The sequence below is a fragment of the Pseudoalteromonas fuliginea genome (genome assembly GCF_000690055.1).
GTDB lineage: Bacteria > Pseudomonadota > Gammaproteobacteria > Enterobacterales > Alteromonadaceae > Pseudoalteromonas > Pseudoalteromonas fuliginea.
The window spans coordinates 1-18369 of sequence record NZ_JJNZ01000013.1; the positions used below are offsets into that span (position 1 = coordinate 1).

The window sequence follows — 18369 nt, forward strand, 5'->3', positions numbered from 1 at the left end:
AACAACGAAAATTCTACAGATAGCCTCCATTAAAAATGGGGGGATTACCAAAGAATCTAATTCTACTTTTTCCGTATTTTAGTATGGTATTAAGTGTTGATTAATTAACTAAATAAATACAAAATACGCGGCTTATTTACTATTTGCTTACTTTGCGTTCTGGGTTGGCGTCATTTACGAAAAGAAAACTGATAAATTATGCACAAATACTTCGATAAAACAGAAAGAGAATTAATAGTAAGGTTTTTCTCATCAATAGGCTTTATATCCACATTTTTGATGTCGTGTATTGCATTTACTAATAGCGAATATTTTCTTTTTGTGACACTTGTCGGTTCGACACTTATCTATATTTGGGCATTTAATATTTACAAAGAGGTAGAAAAGTCTGCAAATGCGATTTTATATAATCTTTATGGATTGATGCTTTACTTAGTTGTTACTGGCGGCGCTGAAGGTACAGGGCCAATTTGGATATTTATTGTATCACCAGTAACATATTCTATTCGAGGATTAAAGCGAGGGACATTTGATATATTCATATTTTTGCTAGCGATAATGTTAGGCTTTTATTGCGCAGATATGTTTAATATTTATGAATATAAACCAGCACAATTTCCTTATAGAATTGTATTTTCGTTTATTATTGTCGCTTTACTCACAGGCTTTTATGAACAATCAAGAGAGAAGTACAGCAATAAAATAATAGCTTTAAGTCAAAGAAATGAACGATTAGCAACAATCGATCCATTAACTGAGCTTCCTAACCGTCGTCATGCAATGAATAAGTTAAGTGAATTCAAAAAGGAACATGCTTACAAAGGCATACCTTTTGTATTGCTACTAGCTGATGTTGATAACTTCAAAAAAATTAATGATAAATATGGACATAACTTTGGCGATGAGGCACTTATTCATTTAGCTAAGATTTTTAAGAAAAATATTCCACAAAATGCTGTTGCTTCTCGTTGGGGGGGAGAGGAGTTCTTAATAGCAATACCTAATGTAAGTGTTGCAGAAGGGGTAAATGTAGCAGATAAAATCCATGATTCACTTAAAAAAGCAGCGGTAAGTTTACGTACTAATACTGTAAACTTAACAATTAGTATTGGTGTTGTTCAAAGTGAAGAAAACAGATCAATTGATCTTGATATTAAACATGCTGATCAGCAACTCTACAAAGCCAAAGAGCAAGGTAAAAATAGAACTTGCTCAGCTTAGTAACCATCTATATTTGCTAATCCATAGAGAAGGAGTCAAGAGAAGGTTTCGTTTTGGCCTTTCTTCGTTTTACACTCATGTAGCAAAAGAAATTACAGGTAATTTGGAGCGCAATAAGTATCGTGTAACTCCCTTTTAAGTATTGTGAATCTCTGTCAAACTCAACAGCTAAATATAAACCGGCGAATAACAATTGAAACACTAAAACTATATTTACAAAGCGTAATAAACGTTGTTTAAATTGAGTATGTTTAAATCGACTTAAAAGCATTAAGAGCACACATACTATTATTAAAAGCCAACTAAAACCTATACACATATAAATGACACTATTTTGCATTATATTTATCTCTTAGCAATTTGATACATGTTGATTTGTTATAAATCGGTAGCTAAATAGCACTAGGCATGTGCCATTATCAGTTCTTTTGCGTTAGCTTTAGCCGTCTTACTTACGTTGTCTCCAGCTAATAGGCGAGCTATTTCATTAACTCGTCCATCTTTATTTAAAGGCAGCATATGAGTAAATGTTTCACCTTGAGCAATTTCTTTAGCTACAAAGAATTGTTGATGCGCACTGCTAGCTACTTGCGGTAAATGCGTTACACAAATTACTTGAGTTGATTTACCTAACTGACGTAATAGTTTTCCAACTGCCGATGCGGTAGGGCCTGATATACCTACGTCAACTTCATCAAAAATAAGTGTTGGGGTTGTTACTTTTTGTGCAATAATCACTTGAATTGCTAAGCTAATACGCGAAAGCTCTCCCCCAGATGCTACTTTAGCAAGCGGTTGTAGTGGCTGTCCTGGGTTAGTTGAAACTAAAAATGATACATTGTCGTACCCTAAACTGTTGGGTGCACGCTCAACTTCTTGAGTTAATGCTATTTCAAATACACCATTTTCCATTGACAGGTTAGCCATACTCTCACTGATCAAAGTGTTTAGTGTATTTGCGTACTCTTTACGACTTTTGCTTAACTGATCGCTTGCCTGTTGGTATGTCACTCGCGCATTTTCTATTTCGGATTCTAGTTGTTCTAATCGAGCACTATTAGTACTAATTGACTCCAGTTCCTGTGAAATAGATTGATGAAACTCAACTAGGGCTTGTGGTTTTATATGGTGTTTGCGAGCTAAGTCCATTGCACCACTTAGTCTATTTTCTACTTCAACTAAGCGAGCCGGGTCTAAATCTGCTTGCTCAGTGTAACCACGCACTTCGCGACTCGCTTCTTCAACTTGTACAGCGGCTTCGCTAAGCATAGCAGCTACGCTTACTAAACTTTCGTCATATTGAGCCAGTTCGGTAAATTGCTGAGCACTATGCTGTAACAACGAGCACGCATTTTGTTCATCGCTTTCGTAAAGGTGCTGTAGCTCTCGTTGGCAGGCTTCTAAAATGGTTTGGCTATTACTGAGTTTATAATGCTCAGCCTCTATTTGTTCAAATTCATTTTCTTGCAAAGCAAATTCATCTAGTTCTGCAACTTGATATTCTAAAAGTTGTTTTTGAGCCGCTTGCTGTAATTGTTGCTGCTCTAGGTGCTTAAATTCTTTTTGTAAGTTAGCGAACAGCTTATAGTTTTGGCTCACGCCGTTCACTAAATCATTGTGACCGGCATAGGCATCAAGTAATTGCAATTGATGCTCAGCTTTCAAAAGATGCTGATGGGCATGTTGCCCATGAATAGAAATTAAATATTGACCAAGTTCTTTTAGCTGTGCGGCGGTTACCGCACTACCATTAATATAACTTTTACTGCGGCCATTTTTACATACCACCCTACGTAATAAGCACTCGTTATCGGCATTTGCTAACATGTGTCGTTCTAAAAAAGCGTTAGCTAGTGGAAGTGCACTTAAATCAAATTGTGCACATACTTCTGCCTTGTCAGTGTTAGGGCGGACCGCTGAGGCTTCTGCTCGCTCACCTAAACACAGTGAAAGCGCATCAATGGCTATAGACTTACCTGCACCTGTTTCACCGGTGATGGCGGTCATACCGTTTTGCCATTCGGTACTTAAATTACTTACTATTGCAAAATTTTTAACTTCTAAACCAATTAACATACTGTTTATCCATCCAGTCAATTAACTGTGAATTTATACAGTGTTTTGGTTTTTTGCAAATTAATTTTTTAGTATTTAAGCAACACTTGCCTCTTCGTTAATAGGAGAGTCATTAGTTTTTTGTTGCAAAAATTCAACTTCTTCTTTTTTATCAATGTGTTGATGGATGTCTTCTGTTTGGATAGTAAATATTAACGAAGGTAGTTCAGTGTCATAAAAAGCTTTGTTATATAAAATACCTTGATGAGGTAGCTCAGCTATAAAGTGCTGTAAGTTATCAATTAAACTTTTAGCCGAATTAGTTTGATAAGTTTTATTTAATTCGTTAGTTAAAGTGCTGACGAGTAAATCAGTTACATCTTCTAATTTTTGTAAATTGTCATCATTATGTGCTTGTACTACAAAAAAATTACTAACAATTGCCTGGACTCTAGGAACGTGTTTCGGGCGTATTACCTTAACATCCAACAATTCATTTAGTTTGCTTTTCAAACGTGTACTAATTTTTGAAACTCGATCATTAAAAATTCTCTTCTTGGTTTCGCTTGCTATACGACGATTATTTTCAACTATTAAATAGCTACCTAGTAGCGTAATTAATAACAAAAGTGAAAAAAATACAACATACGTCATTTGCTATAGTTCCTAATAATATTATTTTTTATTTTGCGATATTTTGCTCTAAAGTCTTACACTTGGCAATAAAATTAGTATAAACGACTACCCCAATTTAATTTAGTACGTAAAACGTTGTAGTAAGAATAATTTTTTGGATGAATTAAACGCAGTTTTTTATCTGCTTTCTTAATGACAACCTCATCGCCAGGTAAAACAGCAAGCACAACATGGCTGTCGCAACTTACCTGTAGGCTATCTGTATTTTCTAGGCTTAGCTTTAAGCGTACTTCGTTATCAGCATCAACGACTAATGGTCTGCTCGATAATGTATGTGGGAACATAGGTACTAACGAAATAGCATTAAGCTCTGGTGTCAAAATAGGTCCGCCACCTGAAAGTGAATACGCCGTTGAGCCTGTTGGTGTTGATACAATTAAGCCATCCGAGCGCTGTGAAAATACAAAATCTTTATTAATAAAGGCTTCAAACTCAATCATATGTGCAACTTTATCGGCATGAAGCACTGCTTCATTGACCGCAGAATTAGCGCTTTTTAATTCGTTGTGGCGGTATACCTCTACTTCAAGTAAAAAGCGATTTTCTTCAATAAAATCACCACTTAAAACTTGTTCTAAACTTGGTTCAAAACCTTCAGGGTTTAAATCAGTTAAGAACCCAAGGTTCCCCCTGTTAACACCGATTACTGCTACGTTGAAACGGGCTAAAACACGTGCTGCGCCTAACATGTTACCGTCACCTCCAACGACAATAGCCAAATCAGCTAGTTCCCCTAAGTCGACTAACTTAACTAGTTTATCTGTGGGTACATCAACTAACTGGCCACCAGTGCGTTTTTCTACGATAACCTCAAAACCAAGTGCCAGTAAAAATGTATGCAGACGTTGTAGTGTTGCGGCTGCACCAGGGTGGTTTGGTTTACCAATAAGGCCAATGGTTTTAAAAGGAGAATCCATAATGTGTACACTGTAAGTTTGAATGTTTGTAGAGTAACCCAAAAGAGAAGTGTTTGAAAATACAGATCTTAGCTTAAATTGGTATGATTAACTTACCTAGGTAATTAATTTAGTTTTATTAGCTACCAGCATACTATGTGACTTGAAATAACTGTAAATGCCCCGATATATCAGACATGCAACAAGATGTAGATAACATGAAATTAAATCCACGAGATCAGCAAATTTTTTCAGCTGTTATGAACATGTACTGTAATGGTGAGGGGTTACCCGTCCCATCAACAAAAATTGCTAAGCTTAAAGGCATGGCTGTGTGTTCGGCTACGGTACGTAATGCGATGGCTCGCTTAGAAAAAGTGGGCTTATTGTATTCACCTCATACATCTGCAGGCCGTGTGCCTACAAATGAGGGGTTTGATTATTGGTTTGACGAGTTCTTTCCACTCGCTGATATTGCTAATTATTGGCAACCAGAGCAATCACAACTCGTTGAGCTAGCGCATGGTTTGAGCCAAAAATATCAGGTTTGTTGTTGTGTGGGTTTGCCACAAGCCAGCTCGCAGCAAGTATTTAGAGTAGAGGTACTTGATTTTGATTCTACCGACTGGCTTATTTTATTAATAGACAGAGCAGGGCAGAGCCATAATATTTGTATTGATAAGCCTCATGATTCGTCAGACTCTGTTCGTTATCAGTTTGCAACGTGGCTAAACACCGTCTTTAGTCAACAAACCTTGATGGAAGGTTTATACCGTATGCAAGCTATGGCTAATACCGCGCCTCGAAATTGTCACGATTCGCTTAATCAATGGACGCGACAACTAAGCCAAAAATTAGGCTCAGATAACAGTATTGTTGTTGGCGAAAATTACCTTTACAAACAAATTGATTGTGAACAAAGCTTAAATATTGGCGTCTCATTTTTAAATTATGTAGAAGATAAGCTCGCTTTTAAAAATGGGTTATCGGTACTTAATAGCGAAAAATTACCTTTTACTGAGTGCGATGAATTGATTGTAATAAGTGTCCCGTACTTTCAAAATCAAGAATACCAAAGCCGCTTTTGTATAATTTGCCCTAAATCAGCGCAAATTGAAGAAATAATCCAAGAATTTAAATTAATTGAGACATCTAACTCTTGAATCTTTTTATTCAATCCCCATAATTACCGCAGTTGAAAAGAATTGGAGCACGTATTTTATGTCTGAGCAGACACAAAACCCTGAGCAAGAAGTAGAATTAAACGAAGAAATTTCTAAAATGCAGGCTGATGTAGAAGCAGCAGTAGAAGCCGCTGATCAACATGCAGAACAAGAGCAAAGCCCTGAAGCAGAAATTGCGATGTTATATGCAGAGCTTGAGGCCGCTAAGCAAACTATTGCTGATCAAAAAGATGGTGTTGTTCGCGCAGCAGCAGACGTAGATAATATTCGTCGTCGTGCAGCACAAGATGTAGAAAAAGCGCATAAATTTGCACTAGAAAAATTTGCTAACGAATTACTACCTGTAATTGATAACCTTGAACGTGCTATTGAGTTTTCTGATAAAGAAAATGAGACTTTAAAGCCGTTGCTTGAAGGTATCGATATGACGGTTAAGAGCTTCAATGACGCTGTTTCTAAATTTGGTGTTGAAATTGTAAACCCACAAGGTGAGATGTTTAATCCAGATTTTCATCAAGCAATGTCAATTCAACCAAGTAACGATGTAACACCTAATACAGTACTTGCTGTTATGCAAAAAGGTTACACATTGAATGGTCGTTTATTACGCCCTGCAATGGTTATGGTTTCTAAAGCTGCTGATGCTTAATTGAATTATTAGTTTTAAAAAATGCCTCATATTGAGGCATTTTTTTTGTCTTTTTTATAGTGAATTAACTGTACGAGCATAGTGAGTAACACGGCACTAAACATTAAGCTTGAAAATGGCACTGCGCTTTTTGCATGCATAATAGCGAGTAACGGGCCAACTAATGCGCCACTGCCAAAACGAAGTGTGCCAATTACGGCCGTTGCCGTGCCTGTGTTTTTTTCAAACTTCATTAATATTAGCGAGTCAGCATTACTTGCCGTGACGCCTAAGCTCATCATTAATGGCGCAATAGCAGCCACAATATAATAAAGTGATAAATGCAATAAGCTAAATGTTAATAGCGCAAGCCCCGATACAAACCCACATACAAGCCCAATATAGAGCATCTTTCGAGAGCCTAGCCTTGGTACAATTCGCGTATTTAAAAAGTTACCAAACATCAGCGCCATTACATTAAAGGCAAATAATACACCAAATAATTGTTCTGACACTTCATATAAATCTAAATATATAAAAGGTACTGAGGTTAAAAAGCAAAAAAATCCAAATGATACAAACATAGAACTGAGTATGTCGGCACGTGCATCTTTATTACTGAGCACTGTTTTATAGCTATCAAAAAATAAAGCGAGACCCTTTTTTTCATTTTTGTGAATAGGAATATCGATTAGATATACTTGTACAAACGCTAATATTAAAAAGCTATATCCAGCAAGCACCAAGAATATGGTTGACCAAACAGAAAACCCTAAAATAAACGAGCCAACTGAGGGGGCAACTAACGGTGCTACCATCATGATCATCGATACATACGACATTCCTTTAGCTGTGTTTTGCTGATAAATATGGCGAATAATACCCGGTACTACTACCGTTGCTGCAGCTCCCGTAAATGCTTGTACTGCTCGAAGAGTCCAAAAGGCATGGATTTCGGTGGTAAATGCAAGTGCAAGTGAGCTTGCGCCAAATAGGGTTAAGCCAATACGGGCGAGCTTACGGCGGCCAATTTGATCGGCAATCGGGCCAAAAAATAACATCCCCAATGAATAACCTGCTAAGTAAATACTCAACGATATTTGTACATTTGGCATATTAGTGTGTAAATCGTTTGCAATTACCAGCATGGCGGGCAAATACATATCAATAGCCAATGGCGTAATCGCCACAATACTGGCTAATAAAGGCAATAAAATACGGGTATTAAAAGACGAGGCTGAGGCGTCCATGTGTAAACTCAACAATCACTAAAAACAAGGACTGTAGTGTAACAGGGCATTGTATTTGGATAAACTTAGTTCGCCTGCTAAGTTTATCGTCTTATCGCATCTTGTTAATATAGCGCTATATAAAGCAAATATTTTAAATTGGTACTGTGTTTGCTATTCTACAAGCAATAAAAAATTAATTGCTTAAGAGAATTACCATGAAAAAACTAGTACTTGCAGTATTAGCGACAGCCGTTTTGGCTGGTTGTAAAACGTCGCCAACAGGACGCACACAAATAGCGCTTTATTCAGACCAACAAATGAGTGAAATGGGCACTGCTAGTTTTGCTGATATGAAAAAAAACCAACCAATTAATAAAGATGCAAAAACAAATGCATATGTAAATTGCATTGCTGAAAAAGTAGTGGCTGTATTACCAAAAGAATACGCTTCGCAAAATTGGGAAGTGGTTGTATTTGAAGATGAATCTGCTAATGCTTTTGCACTACCAGGTGGTTACATTGGTGTTCATACTGGCTTATTAAAAATTGCTACTAATCAAGACCAATTAGCAACAGTACTAGGGCACGAAGTAGGGCACGTAATTGCTGAGCATTCAAATGAGCGTGTTTCACAAAGCTCTATTTTAGATACCGGTATGCAACTTGGTAGTGCGGCACTTGAAATGGGTAACATTCAATATCGTAATGAAATTATGCAAGGCTTAGGTTTGGGCGCACAGTATGGTGTTGTTTTGCCATTTAGCCGCTCGCACGAATCAGAAGCCGATACTATTGGTTTAGATTTAATGGCTGAGGCTGGCTTTAACCCACAAGAGTCAGTAACCCTTTGGCAAAATATGAGTGCGGCAGGTAGTGGTACAACACCTGAGTTTTTATCAACTCACCCAGCGCCAAGTAACCGTATTAAAAACTTACAAGCGCAAATGAGCAAAGCACTTAGTGAGCAAAGTACTGCTAAAGCACAGGGTAAAAACCCACAGTGCACACTGTAGTTAAGCGCTTTACTATTTGAAGTAGTGTACGTTTAGTATTAATGCGTAATTAAAATAAAACCCCTGTAAGTATTTTACCTACAGGGGTTTTATTTTAGTTCTTAAGCGTGGTTATTCAGCAGAAAGTGCTTGTTTAAATACATTTTTAAAGCGTTCGAAATCTTCAATGTGCGGCAGATGCCCTAAGTTATCAAGCTCGAATAATTGTGCGTCAGGGATAAGTGTTGCAGCGTGTTTGCCTAATTTATCATATCGACCAAGCTCGTAATTAACACCCTCTTTTTTCCAGTTACGGCCAGGGCCGGTTCTATCCCGCGTACCTATAATTAATTTAACCGGCATAGTTAAATCTTTAAATTCGGTTATTACAGGTTGAGTGAAAATCATATCGTATGTTTTTGCATTCACCCATGCCATTTGTTCTTTATCTGATCCTTGTATTTGCCCTGTTATGAAGTCAGTTAAGGCTGAATATGTGGCATTCCACTTACCATCGTAGTAATTTTTTTGTTGATATTTTCTTACGCCTTCCGGCGTTTTTGAAAACTCATTTTTATAGAAAAAATTTGTATCTTTGTAATCAACATACTGCAAGTAGTTTTCAAGCCCAATAGGGTTTAATAAAATTAGCTTTTTAGTTGTATTTGGATACATTAATGCAAAACGACTCGCTAGCATTCCACCCATTGAGTGCCCTAATACAATCGACTCTTTTATATCAAGTGAGTCCATTAACGCATGAGTATGATGAGCAAGAGCCGCAAATGAATACTGGTAATTAGTTGGCTTAGACGACTTACCAAAACCAATTTGATCTGGAATTAATACCCCATAACCTAAAGATTGCAGATATTGCGCAGTGGTAGTCCAGTAATCTGCATTAAAGTTTTTGCCATGCATAAGTGTAACTGTTGGCATGTCGGATTTGGTTGGCTTTAAGTAAATATAGGCCATTTTTAATGATTGTTTTTGCGACTCAAGTGCAAAGTAATTTACTTTAAAATCGTATTCGTAATTAGTTAAAAGTGCATCATAAGAAAGGGCAGATGTATCTTGAGAAGTGCCAGCTAAGGCATTGTTTGTTAGTACTAATAAAGTAGAGAAACAAATAACTTTAATCGACGACATTCAGTTACTCCTATTAAAGGCGAGCGCTTGGCTTAAAAGAAGTACAACAATAACTAAGTATTTACACCTGTTCAATTAAATGTTTTACGTGGACGAAAAGAAGCGAAGCTAAAATAAAGCTTCGCTTATTAATTACTGAGTAAAGAGCTGATTGTTAAAGCTTAAAACGTCCACTCAATATGGATTTGTGGTACCGATTCAGTGACTTCAGTACCTAGTTTATTGTGCCAGTATTGTAATTCCATACCCAACAGGAGTGTGTTTTCTTTCATTTGAAGAGCGTGGCCCATATCCCACACTAAAATAGGCTGTGCGAGTATCCAAGCTTGTACATCGTTACCAAATTCATCTTCACGTTCAGCAATGTATTCAGCGTGGCCTTTAAAGCTAAACTTTTGTGAGCCAATAGAGAAAGGGTACTCAAAAGCTACATCAAGCATCCAGCTATTAGTTTCAATAGGTGCACCGCCTTTTGCTACACCTTCACTATCGTCAATGTAAGCTGTGAACAACGTTTGAAAAAAGTTAAAACCAGGTACATCCCAGCTTAATTTAACACCTGGTAGGTATTTCATTACTTTTGCATCACCAGCAACGTTAATACCGCCCGTAAGGCCAACATCTAATAATGCACCAGAGCCAATTTTTTCGCCGCTAATGGCCGATAAGCTTACCGTTGAGTACCATTCACCATAAAAATCAGCATCTTGGTAACCATCATCTATATCGTCTTTACTGTAATCGATAAAGAAGAAGTTATCGCCGTAGTCATAGCCCGATGCATGTTGAACCGAGTAAACGGTAGTATCGGACTCTTGTTTAGAAAATGGATTTTTTTGACTTCCATTATTAATGTGTAGTGCTGTACTGCTCCAATTAGCAGCAAAAGCCGACGATGATAAAGCAAGAGAAGTAAAAGTAATAAAAGGGAGTAATTTTTTAAATTTCATAACTGTTTAATAACTATAATTTTAGTGACACGCGGAAGCAGAGATTATAGCAGAAGAGATTGATTTGTTGATCGCTAATTTAACACATGTTGCAGCTTACTTTATAAGCTGCAACATGTGGAGACGCAATTTATTACGCTTTATTTCGGCGCAAGCAAATGATAGTTATTGCCGTAAATGCTAGGATAAAACAATAATAGGAAGAGGTTGATACTTCCCAAGGGCTTATTTTAAACGTAGCGCCAAGTAACAATGCTTGTGCGCCGTATGGTAAAGAACCCTGCGTTACACAAGCAAAAATATCTAGCAAACTTGCAGAGCGTTTACCGCTTATTTCACCATCATCAGCAAGCTTTTTAGCAATAGGGCCGGCCACAATAATAGATACGGTGTTATTGGCAATACAGACATTACTTGTTAAAACTAACGCAGCGATACCTAATTGATCTGCCACTTTACGGTGCCATTTGGCAATTATTTTAGTAATTGCTTGAATTTTTTGAGCAATGTAATCAAGGCCACCATTAATACGAATAAATTCAGATAAGCCACCAATAAACATTGATAGTAAAAATATTTCCTGCATATCGGTAAAGCCTTTGTAAATGTCTTTTACAAAGCTTGCGCCTTCATAACTTCCTGTAAAGCCCATTAATGCGGCAAAAATAATACCGCTAAACAACACTACAAAGACGTTCAAGCCAGCAACTGCTAGCACTAAAATAAAGGCATACGGAAGCACTAACCAAATATCGTAATCCTTGGTTTCAACAACTTGAGCAGCAGGTGTTAAATAAAACAATAAGCCAATAGTCAGTATTGCAGCAGGGACAGCAATTTTAAGATTCTCTTTAAACTTGTCTTTCATTTCACAGCCCTGCGTGCGCGTAGCTGCAATAGTGGTGTCTGAAATAATAGATAAGTTATCGCCAAACATAGCGCCAGATACAATCGTACCGGCCATTAATGCTGGATCTATACCTGTTTTAATTGATACCGCATAAGCGATAGGGCCAATGGCGCCAATCGTACCCATTGACGTACCCATTGCTGTTGATACAACCGCTGCAATTAAAAATAAACCAGGGAGTAACAACGAAGGTGGAATAAGCGATAGGCCTGCATTTACTACCGCATCTACACCACCGGTTGCACTGGCAACGGCAGAAAAAGCACCCGCAAGTAAGTATATTAAACACATGGTAATAATATTGTTATGTCCGGCACCTTTAATAAAGGTTTCTACACATTGGTTTACCGTGCCTTTATTTAAAATAAACGCAAGCATGATGGCGGGCAATATAGCAACAGGTGCGGGTAGTTGGTAAAAAGCATAATCAACCCCTTGCGATTGCAAATACAAACCTGAGCCTAAAAATAGCGCTACAAAGGTAAGTAGGGGAAGTAAAGAAAGTATTGCTTTGTTTTTATTAAATGATGGCTGCATCATAATCCTCATAACCAGTAAAATTTATCACAGCCAAAACTCCTCTTTTAGCTGAATTTAGCAGTACAACTTTTTAAAAAAAGTTGTTAGCCGCAGCGTCCGCAAGCCAAAGACCAAATCGACGCGAAAGAGAAGTTTAAATGTATAGATGGCTAAAGTAAACTGGTATTGTTATTATTATTAAATTAAAAGGTCACCTGACTATTGCATGACTTTTAGATAATATCTATAAAACAACGCGATTTTCAGCGATTAATATTTATCCAACTGCATAAAAATACCTACCTACGTATTTTGTAATGCCCGGATATATGGCTAATAAACGGATTCAAATTAAATTAGGTAAAAACCATGACTACAAATCGAATAGGTGTTTTTGGTGCTAACGGTAGAATGGGCTTAGCTCTATTAGAAGCCGCGACAATTAAAGAACAAACACAACTTACAGGTGCATATGTTCGAAGCAGTTCATCGCTATTAGGCATTAATGTAAATCAAGTAAACAGCGCAGCCGATAACAGTGTTAGCTTTAGCGACGAAACTACAATAGATAATGTAGATGTTTTAATCGACTTTACGCTGCCAGCGGGTATGAAAAACCATTTAAAAACCGCTGTAGTGCAGAAAATTCCTATGGTAATTGGCACAACAGGTTTAACAAATGATGATATGGCGCTATTACACGATGCCGCTAAACATATCCCTATTGTATTTGCGCGAAATTACAGCGTAGGTGTCAATGTATTACTCAACCTTGTGCAAACTGCAGCGACTAAGTTTGGTGACGATTTAGATATCGAAATATTTGAAGCGCACCACCGTCATAAAATAGATGCACCATCGGGTACCGCACTGGCAATAGGTGAGTCAATCGCGCAAGCGAAAGGCTGGGATCACGACGAGGTTGCGGTATATGACCGAAGCCAAGTAGAAACAGCTAAATCTCAAAATGAGATTGGTTATTCTGTCCTAAGAGGGGGCGATATAGTAGGTGAACATACCGCATACTTCGCTACAATGGGCGAAAGGCTTGAATTAACACATAAAGCAAGTTCGAGAATGACGTTCGCTTTAGGTGCTATAAGGGCTGCAAGCTGGTTGAAAAACAAACCTGCTGGACTTTATGATATGCAAGATGTGCTAGATCTTAAGTAGTTTAGTTACTATTTTAACTGTTTGGGTCTAATTTCACCTACAGTGACTTATTTGTAACAATTAACCAAATAATGTTAGACCTAAATAGCAACTTCATGTAATATGCAGCCAATTTGCCAAAAATTACTAAATGCGTGTTTCCAATTATACCCAAGTGGCTAGTAAATCCGGGGTTTCAGTGGGAATGAAAATAGTTTTAGGCAAGAAAAATGATTGAAGGTTGAATGCTTTACATCTGCATCATTTAAGACTGCGTAAAACAATTTAAGCTCACAAAAATCTGGTTTTGACGATCCCTCTGGGTATTGGCGGGGTGTTAAGCAATTGCTTACTCCCGTTTTTTACTGTTAGGAGGTTTAACTTGACTAAATCCGCTCTGTTAGTCCTAGAAGACGGCACAGTGTTTCGCGGTACTGCAATCGGCGCTGACGGCATGTCAGTCGGTGAAGTGGTATTCAATACGTCTATGACTGGTTATCAAGAAATTTTGACTGATCCATCATACGCGGAACAAATCGTAACTTTGACGTACCCACATATCGGTAATACGGGTACCAACAGCGAAGACGAAGAAGCGAATCAAATTTGGGCTAAAGGCCTAGTGATCCGTGATTTGCCACTGCTAGCAAGTAACTTTCGTAACGAGCAATCGTTAGATGATTACTTAAAAGAACGTAATATTTTAGGTATTGCGGACATCGACACCAGAAAGCTAACTCGAATTTTGCGTGATAAAGGCGCACAAAACGGGTGTATTGTTGCCGGTGACGAGCTAGACGAAAACAAAGCGTTACAAGCCGCGCAAGCCTTCCCAGGTTTAAAAGGTATGGATTTAGCAAAAGTTGTCTCAACCAAGGAAAATTTTGAGTGGCGCGAATCAAGCTGGACATTAGGTGAAGGATTTAAAACCCTTGACGCTGCTGATGAAAAGTTTCATGTTGTTGCCTACGACTTCGGTGTAAAACGTAATATTTTACGTATGCTTGTAGACCGTGGTTGTAAACTTACAGTAGTACCAGCGCAAACTTCAGCCGCTGACGTACTTGCTTTAAACCCTGATGGTATCTTCCTATCTAATGGCCCTGGTGATCCTGAGCCATGTACTTACGCTATTGAAGCCATTCAAGCCTTTTTAGAAACCGACACACCTATTTTTGGTATCTGTTTAGGTCATCAGTTATTAGCCCTTGCCTCAGGTGCTAAAACAGAAAAAATGAAATTTGGCCACCACGGCGCTAACCACCCAGTTAAAGACCTAGACCGCGATGTAGTTATGATCACAGCTCAAAACCATGGTTTTGCAGCTCAAGAATCAAGCCTACCAAGTACGCTTCGTGCCACGCATAAATCATTATTTGATGGAACGCTTCAAGGTATTCATCGTACAGATAAACCTGCGTTTAGCTTCCAGGGTCACCCTGAAGCAAGCCCTGGTCCACACGATGCAGCACCATTATTTGACCACTTCATCGATTTGATGCAAGCGCGTAAACACTAATTTAACTGGAGTAATAATGCCAAAACGTACCGACATAAAAAGCATTCTTATCTTAGGCGCAGGCCCAATTGTAATTGGTCAAGCTTGTGAATTTGACTACTCTGGTGCTCAAGCGTGTAAAGCACTTAGAGAAGAAGGCTATAGAGTTATATTAGTTAACTCAAACCCTGCAACTATCATGACCGACCCTGAAATGGCTGATGCTACCTACATCGAACCAATTCACTGGGAAGTGGTAGAAAAAATTATTGAAAAAGAAAAGCCTGATGCAGTACTGCCTACAATGGGTGGTCAAACAGCATTAAACTGTGCACTTGATTTAGACAAGCACGGTGTATTGGCTAAGCATGGCGTTGAGCTAATTGGCGCAACGGCTGATGCAATCGACAAAGCAGAAAACCGTGAACGCTTTGACGTAGCAATGAAAAACATTGGTCTTGAATGTCCACGTGCTGAGATTGCTCACACAATGGAAGAAGCAAAAGATACAATGACCCGCATTGGCTTGCCATGTATCATTCGTCCTTCTTTCACCATGGGTGGCACCGGTGGCGGTGTTGCTTACAACATGGAAGAGTTTGAAGAAATTTGTGAGCGCGGTTTAGACTTATCGCCAACAAACGAATTATTGATTGATGAATCACTCATTGGTTGGAAAGAGTACGAAACAGAAGTTGTACGTGATAAAAACGATAACTGTATTATTGTTTGTACCATTGAAAACTTTGACCCTATGGGTGTTCACACTGGCGATTCAATCACCGTTGCACCAGCGCAAACGCTAACCGACAAAGAATACCAAATTATGCGTAACGCCTCTATGGCGGTATTACGTGAAATTGGTGTAGAAACTGGCGGTTCTAACGTGCAGTTTGGTATTAATCCTGAAGATGGCCGTATGGTTATCATTGAGATGAACCCACGTGTATCACGTTCATCTGCACTTGCATCAAAAGCAACGGGTTTCCCAATTGCTAAAATTGCTGCAAAGCTAGCAGTAGGTTACACGCTTGACGAGCTTCAAAACGATATTACTGGCGGTAAAACTCCAGCATCTTTTGAGCCTTCAATCGATTACGTTGTAACAAAAATTCCTCGCTTTAACTTTGAAAAATTTGCCGGTGCGAACGACCGTTTAACTACGCAAATGAAATCGGTTGGCGAAGTAATGGCGATTGGTCGTAACCAACAAGAATCATTACACAAAGCATTACGTGGTCTTGAAGTGGGCGCAACAGGTTTTAACCCAATAGTTGCACTTGATGACCCTAAAGCGAAAGAAAAAATCATTCGCGAATTACGCGAGCCAGGTGCTGAGCGTATCTGGTACATTGCCGATGCAATGCGCCATGGTATGAGCGTTGATGATGTTTATGAGCTGACTAAAGTTAATCGCTGGTTCTTAGTACAAATAGAAGATATTTTAAAAGACGAAGCAAAAATTGGTGAAGTAGGTATGGCTGGTTTAAATGCCGACTTCCTACGTAAACTTAAACGCAAAGGTTTCGCAGATCCACGTATAGCTGAAATTGCTGGTGTATCTGAAGCTGAAATTCGTAAAAAACGCCACCTATTGAACATCGTGCCAGTATACAAGCGTGTTGATACGTGCGCCGCAGAATTTAGCTCAGACACAGCTTACATGTACTCATCTTACGATGAAGAGTGTGAAGCAAACCCAACAGATAAAGACAAAATCATGGTTATTGGTGGCGGGCCTAACCGTATCGGCCAAGGTATTGAATTTGATTACTGTTGTGTACATGCCTCGCTTGCGCTTCGCGAAGACGGCTATGAAACCATTATGGTTAACTGTAACCCTGAAACAGTATCTACCGATTACGATACATCGGACAGATTATACTTCGAACCAATTACACTTGAAGACGTACTTGAAATTGTACGTGTTGAAAAGCCTAAAGGCGTTATCGTGCAGTACGGTGGTCAAACACCACTTAAATTAGCACGTGAGCTTGAAGCGAATGGCGTGCCAGTAATAGGTACTTCACCAGATGCGATTGACCGTGCAGAGGACCGCGAACGCTTCCAACAACTTGTTGAGCGTTTAAATTTACTTCAGCCAGAAAACGCAACAGTAACTTCAACTGAAGAAGCACTACTTAAATCAGTTGAGATTGGCTTCCCATTAGTTGTACGCCCGTCGTATGTACTAGGCGGTCGTGCAATGGAAATTGTATACGACGAAGATGATTTACGTCGCTACATGACCGAAGCGGTACAAGCATCAAACGAAGCACCTGTATTACTGGACCGTTTCTTAGATAATGCGATTGAAGTTGACGTTGACGCAATTTGCGACGGCGAGCAAGTAATCATCGGCGGTATCATGGAGCACATTGAGCAAGCGGGTGTTCACTCGGGTGACTCAGCCTGTTCATTACCAGCACATTCTTTATCACAAGAAGTGCAAGATGTAATGCGCAAGCAAGTAACCGACATGGCGCTTGAGCTTGGTGTTGTTGGCTTAATGAATACACAGTTTGCCGTAAAAGATGGCAAAGTGTACTTAATTGAAGTCAACCCGCGTGCCGCACGTACTGTACCGTTTGTATCAAAAGCAACCGGTGTAGCGCTTGCAAAAGTGGCGGCTCGTTGTATGGCGGGTCAGTCTTTGGCAAGCCAAGGTATCACTAAAGAAGTGATCCCTCCTTATTACAGCGTTAAAGAAGTTGTTTTACCATTTGCTAAGTTTCAGGGTGTGGATCCAATTCGTGGCCCTGAGATGCGCTCAACGGGTGAAGTGATGGGTGTTGGTGATACTTTCGCCGAAGCATTCGCAAAAGCACAATTAGGTGCAAGCAACACTTTACCACGCGGTGGTCGCGCGTTATTATCTGTTCGTAATAGCGATAAGCCACGCATTGTTGAATTAGCCAAGATTATGACCGACTTAGGTTTTGAACTTGACGCAACGGGTGGCACGGCACAAGCTCTTGAAGAAGCTGGCATTGAAGTACGACGTGTAAACAAAGTATATGAAGGCCGCCCGCATATTCTTGATTATATCAAGAATAAAGAGTACAGCTATATCGTTAATACCACCGAAGGTCGCCAAGCGATCGAAGATTCGAAGGTGTTACGTCGTGGTGCATTGCAAAATAAAACCAACTATACGACAACCTTGAACGCGGCTTTTGCTAACTGTACTGCTAACAAAGCAGATGACCGTAGTAAAGTAACGTCAGTTCAAGAGCTACACCTGCGATTGAACTAAGGAAATGTGCCAAGGCCAACTAGGGCCTTGG

The 18369-nt window shown here is 39.0% G+C and carries 14 protein-coding genes; 7 read left to right on the forward strand and 7 right to left on the reverse strand.

What is annotated here, in order from left to right; all coding sequences use genetic code 11:
* Positions 1–198 precede the first annotated feature (198 nt).
* A complete protein-coding gene (locus tag DC53_RS15895; RefSeq protein ID WP_239462834.1) occupies positions 199–1221 on the forward strand; it encodes a GGDEF domain-containing protein in 1023 nt (340 codons plus the stop codon).
* A 402-nt stretch (positions 1222–1623) separates the two neighbouring features.
* Here the strand turns inward: DC53_RS15895 and recN are convergent, their stop codons facing one another.
* The 3 genes from recN to nadK all read right to left on the reverse strand — a co-directional run bounded on the left by recN (position 1624) and on the right by nadK (position 4889).
* On the reverse strand, positions 1624–3297 hold the full coding sequence (recN, locus tag DC53_RS15885) for a DNA repair protein RecN (protein WP_033028719.1): 1674 nt from the start codon (positions 3295–3297) through the stop codon (positions 1624–1626).
* A gap of 75 nt (positions 3298–3372) precedes the next feature.
* Entirely contained in the window at positions 3373–3930 is a 558-nt protein-coding gene (locus tag DC53_RS15880) for a hypothetical protein (RefSeq protein WP_033028720.1), read from the reverse strand.
* Between the two features lie 74 nt (positions 3931–4004).
* On the reverse strand, positions 4005–4889 hold the full coding sequence (gene nadK / locus DC53_RS15875; RefSeq protein ID WP_007375835.1) for an NAD(+) kinase: 885 nt from the start codon (positions 4887–4889) through the stop codon (positions 4005–4007).
* Between the two features lie 176 nt (positions 4890–5065).
* On the opposite strand from nadK, the gene DC53_RS15870 reads away from it, so the two are divergent.
* Positions 5066–6031, forward strand: a complete 966-nt coding sequence (locus tag DC53_RS15870) for a hypothetical protein (RefSeq protein ID WP_007375834.1) — start codon at positions 5066–5068, stop codon at positions 6029–6031.
* Between the two features lie 58 nt (positions 6032–6089).
* On the forward strand, positions 6090–6701 hold the full coding sequence (gene grpE / locus DC53_RS15865; protein ID WP_033028721.1) for a nucleotide exchange factor GrpE: 612 nt from the start codon (positions 6090–6092) through the stop codon (positions 6699–6701).
* A 26-nt stretch (positions 6702–6727) separates the two neighbouring features.
* Here the strand turns inward: grpE and DC53_RS15860 are convergent, their stop codons facing one another.
* Complete coding sequence (locus tag DC53_RS15860) at positions 6728–7930, reverse strand: Bcr/CflA family efflux MFS transporter (RefSeq protein ID WP_004335389.1); 1203 nt, start codon at positions 7928–7930, stop codon at positions 6728–6730.
* 197 nt (positions 7931–8127) lie between these two features.
* Between DC53_RS15860 and DC53_RS15855 the strand changes: the two genes are divergently transcribed.
* Complete coding sequence (locus DC53_RS15855) at positions 8128–8925, forward strand: M48 family metallopeptidase (protein WP_008134732.1); 798 nt, start codon at positions 8128–8130, stop codon at positions 8923–8925.
* Positions 8926–9036: 111 nt separating this feature from the next.
* Here the strand turns inward: DC53_RS15855 and DC53_RS15850 are convergent, their stop codons facing one another.
* The 3 genes from DC53_RS15850 to DC53_RS15840 form a co-directional block, all read right to left on the reverse strand.
* Positions 9037–10053, reverse strand: coding sequence for an alpha/beta fold hydrolase (locus tag DC53_RS15850; protein ID WP_033028722.1), 1017 nt, complete (start codon positions 10051–10053; stop codon positions 9037–9039).
* 161 nt (positions 10054–10214) lie between these two features.
* Positions 10215–11003 (reverse strand): nucleoside-binding outer membrane protein, encoded by a 789-nt coding sequence (locus tag DC53_RS15845; protein ID WP_033028723.1) that lies wholly within the window; start codon positions 11001–11003, stop codon positions 10215–10217.
* A 133-nt stretch (positions 11004–11136) separates the two neighbouring features.
* Complete coding sequence (locus DC53_RS15840; protein ID WP_008134735.1) at positions 11137–12450, reverse strand: Na+/H+ antiporter NhaC family protein; 1314 nt, start codon at positions 12448–12450, stop codon at positions 11137–11139.
* Positions 12451–12801: 351 nt separating this feature from the next.
* Between DC53_RS15840 and dapB the strand changes: the two genes are divergently transcribed.
* From dapB to carB, 3 genes are all read left to right on the forward strand, one after another.
* The gene (gene dapB, locus DC53_RS15835; RefSeq protein ID WP_033028724.1) at positions 12802–13605 is read left to right on the forward strand and encodes a 4-hydroxy-tetrahydrodipicolinate reductase; all 804 of its coding nucleotides are present in this window, start codon (positions 12802–12804) and stop codon (positions 13603–13605) included.
* A 361-nt stretch (positions 13606–13966) separates the two neighbouring features.
* Positions 13967–15103: a glutamine-hydrolyzing carbamoyl-phosphate synthase small subunit gene (carA, locus tag DC53_RS15830; protein WP_008134738.1), complete on the forward strand. Its 1137-nt coding sequence runs from the start codon at positions 13967–13969 to the stop codon at positions 15101–15103.
* Between the two features lie 16 nt (positions 15104–15119).
* On the forward strand, positions 15120–18338 hold the full coding sequence (gene carB, locus DC53_RS15825) for a carbamoyl-phosphate synthase large subunit (RefSeq protein ID WP_033028725.1): 3219 nt from the start codon (positions 15120–15122) through the stop codon (positions 18336–18338).
* The last annotated feature ends 31 nt before the right edge of the window (positions 18339–18369 follow it).

Bases quoted from the DNA above. Each gene is read 5' to 3' on its own strand.
- DC53_RS15850 (WP_033028722.1), bottom strand. From the start codon at position 10,053: ATGTCGTCGATTAAAGTTATTTGTTTCTCTACTTTATTAGTACTAACA.
- nadK (WP_007375835.1), bottom strand. From the start codon at position 4,889: ATGGATTCTCCTTTTAAAACCATTGGCCTTATTGGTAAACCAAACCAC.
- grpE (WP_033028721.1), top strand. From the start codon at position 6,090: ATGTCTGAGCAGACACAAAACCCTGAGCAAGAAGTAGAATTAAACGAA.
- DC53_RS15855 (WP_008134732.1), top strand. From the start codon at position 8,128: ATGAAAAAACTAGTACTTGCAGTATTAGCGACAGCCGTTTTGGCTGGT.
- dapB (WP_033028724.1), top strand. From the start codon at position 12,802: ATGACTACAAATCGAATAGGTGTTTTTGGTGCTAACGGTAGAATGGGC.
- DC53_RS15880 (WP_033028720.1), bottom strand. From the start codon at position 3,930: ATGACGTATGTTGTATTTTTTTCACTTTTGTTATTAATTACGCTACTA.
- DC53_RS15845 (WP_033028723.1), bottom strand. From the start codon at position 11,003: ATGAAATTTAAAAAATTACTCCCTTTTATTACTTTTACTTCTCTTGCT.
- recN (WP_033028719.1), bottom strand. From the start codon at position 3,297: ATGTTAATTGGTTTAGAAGTTAAAAATTTTGCAATAGTAAGTAATTTA.
- DC53_RS15895 (WP_239462834.1), top strand. From the start codon at position 199: ATGCACAAATACTTCGATAAAACAGAAAGAGAATTAATAGTAAGGTTT.
- DC53_RS15870 (WP_007375834.1), top strand. From the start codon at position 5,066: ATGCAACAAGATGTAGATAACATGAAATTAAATCCACGAGATCAGCAA.
- DC53_RS15860 (WP_004335389.1), bottom strand. From the start codon at position 7,930: ATGGACGCCTCAGCCTCGTCTTTTAATACCCGTATTTTATTGCCTTTA.
- DC53_RS15840 (WP_008134735.1), bottom strand. From the start codon at position 12,450: ATGCAGCCATCATTTAATAAAAACAAAGCAATACTTTCTTTACTTCCC.
- carB (WP_033028725.1), top strand. From the start codon at position 15,120: ATGCCAAAACGTACCGACATAAAAAGCATTCTTATCTTAGGCGCAGGC.